The sequence below is a fragment of the Brassicibacter thermophilus genome, assembly GCF_055378355.1.
On the sequence record NZ_AP042446.1, the window covers coordinates 1,352,968 to 1,366,500 of the forward strand.

Consider the following 13,533-nt stretch of genomic DNA (forward strand, 5'->3'; position numbering starts at 1 on the left):
CCACCTCCTAGAATAATTAAATATATATGATTGATATTGTATAATATTAGCATTTTATCAAATATTGAGAACTATATCAAGAGAAAAAGTTAAGCGAACAAGATGTAATAATAGAATAAATCAAGACAATATTATACAAAATAGTACTTCGAAAATAAAGGAGATTAGTGAAATATATGGAATATATATTAAAGCGGTTATTGTGGTAAAGAATATAAACAAAGGAGTTGTTGTAATGACAATTAAATATTTAATTAAGGCTAAGATTAACCCGATAAAGAAAACAATTCATTCTGAAGTAAATATACAATTTAATGAAATTCATAAGGACACTATAGAATTTTACTTACATAAAAATTTGAAAATAGAGGAAATAGTTGATAGCAATCAAGAAGTTAAATTTGAAGAAAATTTCGAAGAGAAGCCATTACCTTATCTTCCAGAAAGTAAAAGGTATATTTTAACAAGCAAAATTCAAGGGAGCAGTATCAAAATTAAATATAATGGTGTTATTGATAAAATTGAAGATATAGAGATTAATCAGATAAGTGAAGATTTTATCGAGCTTAATGTGTATTCGCCCTGGTATCCTTTATTAACTACTTTACCTATAATGATTGTTATGTAATAGGAGTTAAAAACTATAGAGAACAAAGGGTAGAAGCTAATGGTATAGTAATTAATTTTTATAGTATTAGTGAAAATGGGCATAAAATGGTGAGTCAAATAGTTAAATATACTGAAAGGATAATAAATTTCTATATTGATAAATTTGGTAATAAGAAAATTTACAAGAATTAATAAAGTCTTTAGCTCATGAGATAGCACATATTTGGTGGAATGGTGCAGATGTTACAACATGGGAAGATTGGTTAAATGAAAGTTTTGCAGAATATAGTGCTTGGTTATTAATTGAAAATTTATTTGGAATAGAAAAATACAATGAATATTTTAAATAAATTAGAAATTAAAAATACAGAGAATTTAATTAGTGAAATAAAACTTGCAATAGGAGAAGAACAAGGTAATTATATCTATAATAAGTTAAATGAATAATTAGTATTATTATATTAAGGTTACTATTTGTAATCTTATCAATATAATAATTAAGTGAAAGGTTGCATAATCACTGTGTACTAAAATTTTTCAATTTATAAGTGCTAACGTTGCAGGAGGTAAGAATAGTTGAAAAGGATTTTGAAAACGTAATTGAATCATTAGTCCCATTATTTGAAAGATATGATGAGAATAATAATTTTTAAGGGGTGGATAACTTTGAGTGGGCCTGAAATATTTGTATTAGTCATTTTACTAATACCTTTATATGGAGCATTAATTTGGGCGTATATAGATCCTAAAGGAAGTTTATTGTTTGGTAAAAGATGGATGTACAAGGAAGAACCTGAATTAAGTGATGATGCTATAAACTTTTGTAAAAAGTCATCATTAGTAGCAATGATTATACTGACTTTGTTAATAATTTTATCAATAATAAGATAGTATTAGTATACTTTTTTGTAATGATATAGTAATGGAAGTGATAAAATATGTCAATAGAGAATATTGAGCAACCAAACATAGTACATATTAATAATGAACTAAGATTAAGAAAGTTTGATAATAATTATTCTTTTGCATTTGAGTGGTATCAAGACGAAGAAACTGTGAAATTAGTTGATGGTTTAGATGCAGAGAAATATGATTATAATAAACTAAAGAAAATGTATGAGTATTTAGATAATATTGGTGAATTGTATTTTATTGAAGTATTAGATAATGATGAATTTATACCGATTGGTGATGTTACATTTTGGAAAGAAGATATGCCTATTGTTATAGGAGATAAAAAATATCGTGGAAAGGGTATAGGTAAAAAGGTTATTAAAGCATTAATAAAAAGAGCAATGAATTTAGGTTATCATGAAATAAAGGTTAGAGAAATATATAAATATAACATTGCTTCTCAAAATTATTTGAAAGTCTAGGCTTTAAAAAAAGTGGAGAGACAGCTAATGGTTTTTCTTATACATTGAGTTTATAATGGGGAAAGATTAATATGAAAAATAGCAAGTTATTTTTAGGTATTTCTATTGGTATCAACATACTTTTATAATAATAGAAAATGAAGTGGTTCATATTTATCAGGGAATGTTAGATTAAGGTTATTTGTTTCAATAATACAACTAACAAAAGGAAGAAAATCATATGGATTTAAAAAAATTTATAATAAAAAAATCAAAAGAAATAAACATAGATATTATTAGATTTTGTAAAGCAGATATTTTTGAAAACCTAGAAAAAATCCTTAAAGAGAGACAGAAAAAGAATTACCATACTGAATTTGAAGTACAGGATATAAATAAAAGAGTAGATCCTAAGTTAATAATGCCTAATGCAAAATCGATTATATGTATAGGAATGTCGTATAATGCAAATTATAAAAGAGATGACAATGTAAAACTAAAAGGAAATATTTCGAGATCATCTTGGGGAATTGACTATCATAAAGTTTTGAGTGAAAAGCTAGAAGATTTGGCACAAGAGATAAAAAAGGTAATAGAGCTTGAGTATAAGATATATGTTGATACAGGTCCTTTGGTTGACAGAGAAATAGCTAAAAGAGCAGGTATAGGTTGGTACGGGAAAAATTGTTCAATAATTAATAATGATTATGGTTCATTTATATTTATTGGATATATGATTACTAATTTAGAAATTGAAGAAGATGATCAGGTAGAAGAAGATTGTGGAGACTGCACTTTATGTATCGATGCTTGTCCCACAGGCGCTATTGAAAAGGGTTATATAGTAAATTCAAAGAAATGTATTTCATATCTTACTCAGACTAATAATAAGATTCCTTTTGAGCTAAGAGATAAAATGGGGATTAAGGTTTATGGCTGTGATACCTGTCAGCTTGTATGTCCTAAAAATAAAGGGGTAAAGATTGCAAATATTGAAGAGTTTTTACCTAATAAAACACATGGATTAATAGATATAGAAGAATTATTTAAAATGTCAAATAAAGAGTTTAAAGAGAAATATGGGGATATGTCTGGGAGCTGGAGAGGAAAAAATATTTTGAAAAGGAACAGTCTTATTGCACTTGGGAACATGAAAAAAGGTTTTGATATAGCAGAAAAAGCTATAAATGATAATAGCCCTAAAGTACGGGAATATGCTGCATGGGCATTAATGAAAATAGATAAGGAAAAAGGAAGATTGATTTTAAATCAACATTTGCAAAAAGAACAAAATGAATATGTGAGGGATGAAATAGAAAAGATTATCAAAATATTTTTTAAATAGTTATAAAAAAAGTTTATTTATTTAATGGGTTGTGTTAATATAATAGTTGGAATAAAATTCTACTGGATTAATATAGCGAGAAAACCTTTGCAATAATTTATTGTTTAACAAAAGATGAAATAGTTATAATTATAATTATTAATATTTAAGGAGGTACATAAAATGAGTAATGTACATGAACTAAATTATTTAAAAGAAAAAATTCAAGAATTAAAAGATCAAGGGGTATATAGAAAACTACCTATATTAGAAGGTCCAAATGAAGCAGAAGTAATATTAAATGGCAAAAAGGTAATAAATCTTTCATCTAACAACTATCTTGGGTTTGCAAATCATCCAAGGCTAAAGAAAGCTGCAATTGAAGCAGTTGAAAAATATGGTGCAGGTGCTGGAGCAGTTAGAACAATTATTGGTAATATGGATATTCACGAAGAATTAGAAGAATTGCTTGCAAAATTTAAAAGAGAAGAAGCAGCTATGACATTCCAATCAGGATTTAATTGTAATGCAGGAACAATTCAAGCTATTACAGAAAGAGGAGATTTAATAATTTCTGATGAATTAAACCATGCTAGTATTATAGACGGAACAAGACTAAGCAAAGCTGATAAGGCTATTTTCAAACATTCAGATATGAATGACTTAGAAAGAGTACTAAAGGAAAATCGAGACAAATATAAAAATATTTTGATTATTACTGATGGTGTTTTCAGTATGGACGGAGATATAGCTAAGCTTCCTGAAATAGTAGAATTAGCAGAAAAATATGAAGCAATGACTTATGTAGATGATGCTCACGGTTCTGGTGTACTAGGAGAAAGCGGAAGAGGTACTGTTGACCACTTTGGTTTACATGGAAGAGTAGACTTCTCCATTGGAACATTATCAAAAGCTATTGGTGTAGTAGGTGGTTACGTTGCTGGAAGCAAGACAATGCAAGAGTGGCTAAATCACAGAGGAAGACCAATACTATTTAGTACTTCATTACCACCAGCAGCAGTTGGAGCAATAATAGAAGCAATTAAAATGCTAATGGAAACAACAGAATATACAGATAGGCTATGGAGTAATGCTAAATACTTTAAAGAAAAACTTGGTAAATTAGGATTTAATACAGGACATAGCGAAACTCCTATCACACCTGTTATTATAGGTGACGAAGCTAAGACTATGGAATTTAGTAGAAAATTATTTGACAATGGAGTATTTGTTTCAGGTATAGTATTTCCAACGGTTCCTAGAGGAACAGGTAGAGTTAGATGTATGGTTACTGCTGGTCATAGTGAAGAACAACTTGATAGAGCAGTAGCGGCATTTGAAAAGGTTGGAAAGGAAATGAATATTTTAGAATAAAATAAATCAAGGTGGCCTGATTAAAGGCCACCTTTTAGCTATGTAACAACGGGGTGATTATGTTGATAGTAGGAGTTTGTACTATTAAATTGATGATTTATGAAGCAAATTCTCTAAAGGATAAAAGGCATGTAATTAAGAGTATAATAGGAAAAATAAAGTCAAGATATAATGTATCAATTGCTGAGGTTGACTTAAATGAAAAATGGAGGAGTTCACTAATAGGTTTTGCTTGTGTATCTAATGATACAGTTCATGTGCAGCAGATAATAGATAGTGTTATTAAATTTATAGATAGAAATAGTGAAGTTGAGATAATGGATTATGATGTAGAGATGTTGTAGTAGAATAGTAGAAAGGAGCACGGTAAATATGCTTAATAAAAAGCAAGTGAAGGAAGTTCTAGAAATACTAAGTAAATTATATCCTGATGCACATTGTGAACTAAATTATAAGACGCCATTTCAACTATTGATAGCAACAATCTTATCTGCTCAAACTACTGATGTGAAGGTTAATAAAGTGACTGAAACGTTGTTTGATAAATATCCGGATTTAGAATCATTTTTAACTTTATCAGTTGAAGAGCTGCAAGAGAAAATTAAAATGATTGGATTACATAGAAGTAAGGCTAATAATATTATGAAGACTTGTAGATTATTAAAGGAAAAATTCAATGGAGAAGTGCCCCAAAATTTAGAAGATTTAACTAGCCTAAACGGCGTAGGTAGAAAAACTGCAAATGTGGTTTTATCAAATGCTTTTGGTAAGCCAGCTATTGCTGTTGATACTCATGTTTTTAGGGTATCTAATAGGATAGGTATTGTGAAAACTAAGAATCCTTTAGAAACTGAAGAAAAGCTGATGAAGGCTATAAATAAAGAAATGTGGAGTAAAGCTCACCACTTATTAATATGGCATGGAAGAAGAACTTGTAAAGCTCGCAAACCAGAGTGCTATAGATGTCAATTAATTAAAATTTGTGAATATGAATATAAAAATTTAGGCCCAATTAATTAAGGGCCTTTTAATTTTTTTGTAGCGTTATTATCTTTTAAATCGTCTAAATGTATAGATACTAAATATAAATCAGTAAGGAGGAATTATGACATGAATACATTGAAAAATCATAACAAAAAACTCAATTGGAAGTCGAATATGTGGAGGTTTAAGAGTTTTTCATTGGTTCTTATGATTGCTTTACTGCTTTTTATTCCAATGAATGTTTTTGCAGAAAGTGGTTTGGTTATTAGTACACCTTTTACTGGTTTAGAAGCAAAAGCTGGAGAAACCCTTGATTTTTCTTTAAAAATTAGAAATAACACTGCTAATTCACAGAAAGTGGGAGTATCTATTAGTTCTATTCCAGATAATTGGGAATGGGATCTAAAAGGAGGGGGTAGATCAGTAAATAAAGTATTTATTGATGATAACTCATATGTAAATCTAGATTTAAGCATCAATATTCCTACAGATACAAAAACAGGAAATTATCAAGTGGCCATTGAAGCAAAAGGAACAGGAGTTTATGACAAATTGGTACTTGAAATAAATGTGGTAGAAGTAACTGAAAAAGATAGTAAGTTTACAGTTGAATATCCAGATTTGGAAGGGACATCATCAACTAATTTTAAATTTAGGGTAGATTTAGCAAACAATAGTAGTAAAACCCAATCATATAGTTTAGAAGCAAATGTACCAAGAGGATGGCAAGCAACATTTTCACCAGCATATTCAAGTGAAAAGATTGCTAGTATAAGTGTAGAACCTAATAAGAACCAAGGATTAGACATAAATATTGATCCTCCTGAATTTGTTGAAGCAGGCGAATATACTATTCCAATAATAGCAAAATCTGCCGATGAAACATTAAAACAAGATTTAAAAGTAATAATTAAAGGAACATATGATATAAATCTTTCAACACCAACGGGTAGACTAAGTGAGGACGCATATGCAGGAAAGCAAAAAGAAATAAAACTAGTTGTAAGTAATAATGGGAGTGCGGATCTAGAGGATATAACACTGACTTCATGGGAACCTAGTAATTGGACAGTTGATTTTGAACCAAAAGAAATAGACTTATTAAAAGCAGGTGAGAGTAAAGAGGTAAAAGCATATATAAAACCTGATAGCAAAGCTTTAGCAGGAGATTATGTTGTAAAATTAACAGCTAGGAATCCAGAAGATAGTAGCAGCGCAGAATTTAGAATTAGTGTAAAAACTTCTACTGCCTGGGGAATAGTAGGAGTAATAATAATAGTAGGATTAATTGCAGGATTATACTTCATATTTAATAAGTATGGGAGACGATAGTTATGACCACAGATATTATAGAAATTAAAAATTTGACAAAAAAATATGGTGAATTAGTAGCTGTTAATGATTTGAATCTTACAATTAAGCAAGGAGAAATATATGGCCTTTTAGGGCCTAATGGTGCTGGTAAAACGACTACAATTTTGATGATGTTAGGATTAACAGAACCAACTAATGGTAAAGTATTAATTGATGGACATAATTCGACTAGAGAGCCAATTAAAGTCAAGAAGATAGTAGGATATTTACCTGATAATATTGGATTTTATCAAGACTTAACTGGTAGAGAAAATTTGAGATTCATTGCAGAATTAAATGGTTTATCACGTGAAGGTTTAGATGAAAAAATTGATTATGTGTTAAAAAGGGTAGGGCTTATAGACGCAAGAGATAAAAAAGTAGGAACGTATTCAAGAGGAATGCGTCAAAGATTAGGAATAGCCAATATACTCATAAAAGATCCTAAAATTGTAATATTTGACGAACCGACATTAGGTTTAGATCCTGAAGGTATTGAAGATGTACTTAGCTTAATTAGAAACCTCTCTAAAAAAGATGGGAGAACTGTTTTAATATCTTCTCATCTTCTTTACCAAATACAAAAGATATGCGATAGAGTAGGTATTTTTGTAAAAGGAAAGCTATTAGCCTCTGGACCTATTGATACTTTAGGTCAACAAGTATTTGATCAAAAGGGATATTCATTTGAGATTAAGGTTGACGATAAAAGTAATAGATTAGAAAATATTATAAATGATATTAGTGGAGTGAAAGGAATTACGGAAAAAGAGGGTAAACTAATTATAGAATCAGAAATAGATATAAGAAAAGAATTGATGAAAAAAATATATGAAAATAATTTGACAATTCTTCATTTAAAGCCGATAGAACGTGACCTTGACGATATTTATAAAAGCTTTTTTGTAAAAAAGGAGGGATTATATGAAACCCTTCGAGCATGATGGTTTAAAGGTTTTGTATAAAAAGGAGATCATTGATAATTTAAGAAGTAAGAGATTCATGATAATATTGTTCCTTATTTTTATTATAGGAATTTCGAGTATATATAGTGCTGGAGTTGGGATAAGGGAAGTTGTAAATAAAGAATATAATGATTTTATATTCCTTAAATTGTTTACAAGTAGTGGTGATTCTATACCATCGTTTGTTTCTTTTATATCTTTTTTAGGACCATTAATAGGACTTTCACTAGGTTTTGATGCAATTAATGGAGAAAAATCAAGAGGAACATTGAACCTATTATTGTCACAACCAATTTATAGAGACACAGTTATAAATGGTAAATTTCTTTCTGGACTTACAATTTTGTCTATGATGGTATTGTATCTTGGCCTAGCAGTTGGAGCGTTAGGGATTATATTAATTGGGATTCCACCTACTCTTGAAGAAATTGGGAGATTATTAGTTTATTTAATTATAACAATATTATATATTGGTGTATGGTATGCTATTTCTCTGATGTTCTCATTGATTTTTAAGCAATCTGCTACTTCTGCTTTAGCAGGGATAGCGTTATGGCTTTTTTTATCAATTTTTATTGTTCTTATTGCAGGATTAATTGCAAATGGATTATATCCAATTGACGATTATTCAACAATTGATACAGTTTTTAAACATCAATCTTTGCAGCAAAATTTAGAGAGAATATCACCTCTGACTATCTATAACGAGGCGATGACTACTATATTGAATCCTGGAGTAAGAACTACTGGACTTGTATTGACTAGTCAGTTAGAAGGAGCTATAGACGGTGTATTGCCACTCGGCCAGAGTATACTATTAATTTGGGCACATTTAGTCATAATGATTTCAATGATAATGATTTGTTTTGTGATATCTTATATATTGTTCATGAAACAGGAAATAAAGGCTAGCTAATTTAAAAGTTTAAAGTATTTTAAGGAAAATATACTTTCCCTGTATTGGTATTCAAGTACTCTAATATAAGGAATAAGAGAGTCACTTGAATAAGCCAGGTGAAAGTATATTTTCCAATTCTTGATAATTATAGAATGGAACTTATTTACATATAGTTATATGCTAAAAGACATGTGAAATTAGTTGTTAGATAATTATTCATTATATTGGAGTTGATTAATGTGCTTACAAAATCAAAACTTCAATTAGTTGAAAAACCTGATAAAAATGAAGCTTTAGATTATTTAATGAGAAGATTTGGTGATAAAGTAATAAAACTAGCGTATTACTATGTAAGAGATAGATATCAAGCGGAAGATATTGCGCAAGAAGTATTCTATAAGGTTTATGAAAAATTAGATGACTTTAGAGGTGATAGTTCCTACTATACATGGATTTATAAAATAACAATAAATAAATGCCGTGATTATTTAACTTCATCATCAATAAAAAAAATATTGTTATGGGATAATGTAAAAAAAATTAACAGAATAAAGGACCAATATGATTCAAATCGATTATTTGAAGAAGTTGAAGGCGGAGAAATATTTAGCAAAGTTATGGATTTACCAACTAAATACAGGGTAGTAATAGTATTATATTATTTTGAAGAAATGTCTACTGTTAAGATAGCACAAATATTAAATCTTAAAGAGAGCACTGTTAGAACTAGACTTTGTAGGGGTAGAGAAAAGTTAAAAAAAATATTGGCTGAGGAGGCACTAATATGAAAGATAGAGAATTAGATGATAAATTAAAGATTGCCCGTCATCAGTCAGAACAGTTTTTTACAAAACTTAATTTTGAACAAAGTAGAAAATTAGTATATAAAAGAATAGAAAATAATAGTTCTATAAAGAAGAATTTATTTGAAAGGTTTTTAAATAAAAAATTGTTATTAAAAGGAACAACGGTTTTTCTTTTATTTTTAGTAGTCGTATATAGTTTTATGCAAATAGATAATAACAAACATTCTAATAGAAGTACACCTATATTGCAACAGTCTATAGAATTGGGAGATAATAACAATTATTTAGCTAATTATTTTATCGTAGACAATCCAAATAATGTAAATAATTTATTGGCAATTTTATGGAAAAAAGATCTAAATGGCAATTATAAAATTATATATAGTAGCATGATGGAAAATGCTAATATACCTAATCCTGTTGTTATTATGAGTATGCCTTTTAGTGAAAGCAAATTTGCACTGGTTTCATCAAAAAATGAGGATGGGAATTTTATCCATTACAGATTTATTAAATATAATAATGATTCTATAACTACTTATTTAGAGGAGAATTATGTTCCAGAAGGTAAAATTGAAATAAATAATGGAATGTTAATAGAGGAAAGAGTAGAACACAATGATAATTATTTTGAAAAAAATGATAAAATTACGCTTCAAAATGATAAAATATATAGATATTTTATTCCTATTGAATTTAATAATGATGGAAGTTTTGCTCTGTCAACTAATGAAATTAAGTTAAAAGAAGGATCTGTGTTAACATTATTAGCCAAAGACAAGATTGTGCCTTTAGAATTTGAATATGATAATGATATTTTAAGTAGAGAAGATAAAAAACTAAGTGATAATAAAGGAGAAAATTATTATGCTAATTTTAAAGTAAATAAAAAAGGTTTTGTAAATTTAAAAATAAGAGAAAAAAATAATGCAAGTGAGGTTAATGAACTTTTTATTAAAATAATAGACTAATAAAATGAGAGAATTGCATAGTTACTACAAAGTTAAATATATGCTATTCTCTCATTTGCATAAGCATATAAATTAGTAATTTTAGTATAATATATAGATATTATATATTAGTTTGAATGAAATATTATTCCTCAATATCTTCTTGAGTTAATAAACAATTATTATGCACTTCTGTACTAGATAAAGAAGTTTGAAATGTGATTCTTTTACCACATTGACTGCAAAAATTAACTTTATCTGATATTTTGGCTCCACAATTAGGACAAGTTTTTGGTCCGGGAGTGATGGCTTCAATATTTTTGTTAATTTTCTGGATTTCATTTTCTATTTCCTTTATTTCTTCACAAATTAGAGTAACCTTATTTTTATCGTCTACATTATTTATGTATGAAGAATATACTACTTCACCAAGTTCTTCTTTTTTTCTTTCTATATTTCCCTGAAGCTTATTGATTTTCATTTTGAGCTTCGTAATTGTCACCATCTCTTCGGACTTTTTACTTAAGGTATTTGCTACTTCGCTAGATTTTTCACCTAATTTACTTGCTATTTTTGTTGATTTTTTACTTAATTTATTAATCTTGTCACTAAAATTTTTCAGATCCATCTTAACACCCCCTTGTTGACTTTATAATAATATTTTACTAGATAATTTTGATATTTCAAAGTGTAAAATACATATATAAAACTTTTCAAGATTGAGATTAAAGGTTATTTTCTACTTTTTTGGACATTTTTTTATTTAAAAAGAGGGAATAATCTATTTTATGGAGAATAAATTATTGATATTTATAACAAGAGGTGTTGTTAATTATGTCATTAGATTTAGGTCGTAAAGTAAATAGTAAAGATTTAATTTTTTCACTGGATATTGGAACGAGGACAGTTATAGGGCTTGTTGGTAAGTATATTTCTGGTGAATTTGAGATTATAGATTATGAAATAAAAGAACACAATAAGAGAAATATGTATGATGGCCAAATTCATGATATTAATGGAGTAGCAGCTACTGTAAAAGAAGTGAAACAAGCTTTAGAAAGAAAGTTAAATATTGAGTTAAAGGAGGTTGCTATTGCTGCTGCAGGACGTTCTCTTCAAACTAGCAGAGTAAGAGTAGATAGAAATATTGATATAGTTAATGAAATTGACAAAAGGATAATTAGAAGTTTGGAATTAGCTGCTGTACAAGAAGCACAAAATTTAATTGATCGGGACTATAAAAAAAGTATGCTAAAGTATTATTGTATAGGATATACAGTAATAAACTATTATTTAGAAGATAGTTTAATGGAGAATTTAGAAGGACATAGAGGAGAAAAGATAGGTGTAGACCTCTTGGCAACTTTTTTGCCACAAATGGTTATTGATAGTCTTTATACTGTAATGGACAGGGTCGGATTAGAAGTAATAAATATTACATTAGAGCCTATTGCTGCTATAAATGTTGCGATAAAGAAAAATTTAAGATTATTAAATTTAGCTTTAGTAGATATTGGAGCAGGAACATCGGATATTGCTATAACAAATGATGGAACAATAGTTGCGTATGATATGGCTTCAATAGCTGGTGATGAAATTACAGAAAAGATAGCTAAGACATATTTGCTAGATTTTGATTCGGCTGAGAAATTAAAAGTAGCTTTAAATAAGAAAAACGACCATGTGTTTTGTGACATATTAGGTATAGAACATAAACTTACTAACAATGAGATATTAAGCGAAATTGATGAAGTTATTGATGAATTGGCTATGGAAATATCTAGTAGAATTTTACGATATAATTCAAAGGCTCCTAGTGCAGTATTTCTAATAGGCGGTGGAAGTCAAATACCAGGTTTATCAGAAAAGATAGCTGAAAAACTTAAAATACCTAAAGAACGAGTAGCAATTAGAGGAACAGATACTATTGAGGATATAAAGAATATTCCAGAAGAATTAAAAGGACCTCATGGCATAACTCCTTTAGGAATAGCGATAAATGCTATTAATAATAGATATAGGGATTTTATTGAAGTAACAGTAAATAATGAAAAAGTAAGTATTTTTAATGCGAAGAAAGTAAAAGTTTCTGATGCATTAATTTTGTTAAGATATAATCCAAGGAAACTTATACCTCAAAGAGGTAATGATTTTATATATTATATTAATGGTGAGAAAAAGCTGATAAGAGGACGAGTTGGTGAGCCGGCAAAAATATATGTTAATGGGAAAGACGCTAGCTTAGAATATGCTTTAAAAGATGGAGATAATATAAAAATAATAGATGCTACATCAGGAGAAAATCATAAACCTATGTTGTATGAGTGTATAGAACATATTAAAGAAGTAAATTTTAATGGAAATAAAATTAATTTAGTAAAGGCTATTAAAGTTAATGGTATTGATATAGATAAAAATATACCAATTAACATGAATGATTATATAACTATTGATGAGATAAAAACAATTAGTGATTTATTTAAGCACATGAATATTAGCTTTAAGGAATATGATGTGTTTTTAAATGGTAAAAAGGCTCACGAGAATTCAATATTAAATAAAGGCGATATTATAATAGCTGACTTAATTAAAAATGATAATCAACAAAACATTGATGAGACTATAGAAGTTACTATAAACGGTAAAAAAATAAATATGAAAAAGGATAAAGAAAAAGTTATTTTTGTAGACATATTTAATTATATTGATTTTGATTTATCCAAACCAAGAGGGAATCTTATTATGCTGCTAAATGGTAAAAACCCTAAGTATACTGATGAATTAAAAGACGGAGACGTTATTCAGGTTTACTGGAAGGATAGATAAGAATATACATAAATATATATCTTCCATAATAATAATTAATTGAAGGAATATCGAATAATTTATAGATATTGTGCATTGATATAGGATTT

The 13,533-nt window shown here is 28.3% G+C and carries 15 protein-coding genes; 14 read left to right on the forward strand and 1 reads right to left on the reverse strand.

Annotation, left to right across the window (positions count from 1 at the left end):
• Nucleotides 1–64: 64 nt before the first annotated feature.
• The 13 genes from ACZ41D_RS06375 (at nt 65) to ACZ41D_RS06435 (ending at nt 10,639) form a co-directional block, all read left to right on the forward strand.
• Nucleotides 65–628 carry a hypothetical protein gene (locus ACZ41D_RS06375; RefSeq protein ID WP_464153069.1) on the forward strand — a complete coding sequence of 188 codons (564 nt, stop codon included), beginning with the start codon at nt 65–67 and terminating at the stop codon, nt 626–628.
• Nucleotides 629–800: 172 nt separating this feature from the next.
• Nucleotides 801–959 carry a hypothetical protein gene (locus tag ACZ41D_RS06380; protein WP_464153123.1) on the forward strand — a complete coding sequence of 53 codons (159 nt, stop codon included), beginning with the start codon at nt 801–803 and terminating at the stop codon, nt 957–959.
• A 316-nt stretch (nt 960–1,275) separates the two neighbouring features.
• Entirely contained in the window at nt 1,276–1,500 is a 225-nt protein-coding gene (locus tag ACZ41D_RS06385) for a hypothetical protein (RefSeq protein ID WP_464153070.1), read from the forward strand.
• A gap of 47 nt (nt 1,501–1,547) precedes the next feature.
• Complete coding sequence (locus tag ACZ41D_RS06390; RefSeq protein ID WP_464153071.1) at nt 1,548–1,985, forward strand: GNAT family N-acetyltransferase; 438 nt, start codon at nt 1,548–1,550, stop codon at nt 1,983–1,985.
• A 220-nt stretch (nt 1,986–2,205) separates the two neighbouring features.
• Nucleotides 2,206–3,309 carry a tRNA epoxyqueuosine(34) reductase QueG gene (queG, locus tag ACZ41D_RS06395; protein ID WP_464153072.1) on the forward strand — a complete coding sequence of 368 codons (1,104 nt, stop codon included), beginning with the start codon at nt 2,206–2,208 and terminating at the stop codon, nt 3,307–3,309.
• 162 nt (nt 3,310–3,471) lie between these two features.
• Nucleotides 3,472–4,662 (forward strand): glycine C-acetyltransferase, encoded by a 1,191-nt coding sequence (locus tag ACZ41D_RS06400; RefSeq protein ID WP_464153073.1) that lies wholly within the window; start codon nt 3,472–3,474, stop codon nt 4,660–4,662.
• Between the two features lie 59 nt (nt 4,663–4,721).
• Nucleotides 4,722–5,006: a DUF503 domain-containing protein gene (locus ACZ41D_RS06405; protein WP_464153074.1), complete on the forward strand. Its 285-nt coding sequence runs from the start codon at nt 4,722–4,724 to the stop codon at nt 5,004–5,006.
• A gap of 46 nt (nt 5,007–5,052) precedes the next feature.
• The gene (gene nth, locus ACZ41D_RS06410; RefSeq protein ID WP_464153075.1) at nt 5,053–5,682 is read left to right on the forward strand and encodes an endonuclease III; all 630 of its coding nucleotides are present in this window, start codon (nt 5,053–5,055) and stop codon (nt 5,680–5,682) included.
• Nucleotides 5,683–5,772: 90 nt separating this feature from the next.
• Entirely contained in the window at nt 5,773–6,978 is a 1,206-nt protein-coding gene (locus tag ACZ41D_RS06415; protein ID WP_464153076.1) for a COG1470 family protein, read from the forward strand.
• A gap of 2 nt (nt 6,979–6,980) precedes the next feature.
• Complete coding sequence (locus tag ACZ41D_RS06420) at nt 6,981–7,943, forward strand: ABC transporter ATP-binding protein (protein WP_464153077.1); 963 nt, start codon at nt 6,981–6,983, stop codon at nt 7,941–7,943.
• Entirely contained in the window at nt 7,924–8,880 is a 957-nt protein-coding gene (locus tag ACZ41D_RS06425) for an ABC transporter permease (protein ID WP_464153078.1), read from the forward strand. The genes ACZ41D_RS06420 and ACZ41D_RS06425 overlap by 20 nt, the downstream gene beginning before the upstream one ends.
• Before the next feature lie 221 nt (nt 8,881–9,101).
• Nucleotides 9,102–9,650 carry a sigma-70 family RNA polymerase sigma factor gene (locus ACZ41D_RS06430; protein WP_464153079.1) on the forward strand — a complete coding sequence of 183 codons (549 nt, stop codon included), beginning with the start codon at nt 9,102–9,104 and terminating at the stop codon, nt 9,648–9,650.
• Nucleotides 9,647–10,639: a hypothetical protein gene (locus ACZ41D_RS06435; protein WP_464153080.1), complete on the forward strand. Its 993-nt coding sequence runs from the start codon at nt 9,647–9,649 to the stop codon at nt 10,637–10,639. The genes ACZ41D_RS06430 and ACZ41D_RS06435 overlap by 4 nt, the downstream gene beginning before the upstream one ends.
• A 124-nt stretch (nt 10,640–10,763) precedes the next feature.
• Here ACZ41D_RS06435 and ACZ41D_RS06440 read toward each other — a convergent pair whose 3' ends face one another.
• A complete protein-coding gene (locus ACZ41D_RS06440; RefSeq protein WP_464153081.1) occupies nt 10,764–11,246 on the reverse strand; it encodes a zinc ribbon domain-containing protein in 483 nt (160 codons plus the stop codon).
• A gap of 206 nt (nt 11,247–11,452) precedes the next feature.
• Between ACZ41D_RS06440 and ACZ41D_RS06445 the strand changes: the two genes are divergently transcribed.
• Nucleotides 11,453–13,444, forward strand: a complete 1,992-nt coding sequence (locus ACZ41D_RS06445; protein WP_464153082.1) for a cell division FtsA domain-containing protein — start codon at nt 11,453–11,455, stop codon at nt 13,442–13,444.
• The last annotated feature ends 89 nt before the right edge of the window (nt 13,445–13,533 follow it).

Excerpts from the sequence above, each read along its gene's own strand:
- ACZ41D_RS06420 (WP_464153077.1), top strand. The coding sequence starts at position 6,981 with ATGACCACAGATATTATAGAAATTAAAAATTTGACAAAAAAATATGGT.
- ACZ41D_RS06445 (WP_464153082.1), top strand. The coding sequence starts at position 11,453 with ATGTCATTAGATTTAGGTCGTAAAGTAAATAGTAAAGATTTAATTTTT.
- queG (WP_464153072.1), top strand. The coding sequence starts at position 2,206 with ATGGATTTAAAAAAATTTATAATAAAAAAATCAAAAGAAATAAACATA.
- ACZ41D_RS06425 (WP_464153078.1), top strand. The coding sequence starts at position 7,924 with ATGAAACCCTTCGAGCATGATGGTTTAAAGGTTTTGTATAAAAAGGAG.
- ACZ41D_RS06415 (WP_464153076.1), top strand. The coding sequence starts at position 5,773 with ATGAATACATTGAAAAATCATAACAAAAAACTCAATTGGAAGTCGAAT.
- ACZ41D_RS06440 (WP_464153081.1), bottom strand. The coding sequence starts at position 11,246 with ATGGATCTGAAAAATTTTAGTGACAAGATTAATAAATTAAGTAAAAAA.
- ACZ41D_RS06390 (WP_464153071.1), top strand. The coding sequence starts at position 1,548 with ATGTCAATAGAGAATATTGAGCAACCAAACATAGTACATATTAATAAT.
- ACZ41D_RS06405 (WP_464153074.1), top strand. The coding sequence starts at position 4,722 with ATGTTGATAGTAGGAGTTTGTACTATTAAATTGATGATTTATGAAGCA.
- ACZ41D_RS06400 (WP_464153073.1), top strand. The coding sequence starts at position 3,472 with ATGAGTAATGTACATGAACTAAATTATTTAAAAGAAAAAATTCAAGAA.
- ACZ41D_RS06435 (WP_464153080.1), top strand. The coding sequence starts at position 9,647 with ATGAAAGATAGAGAATTAGATGATAAATTAAAGATTGCCCGTCATCAG.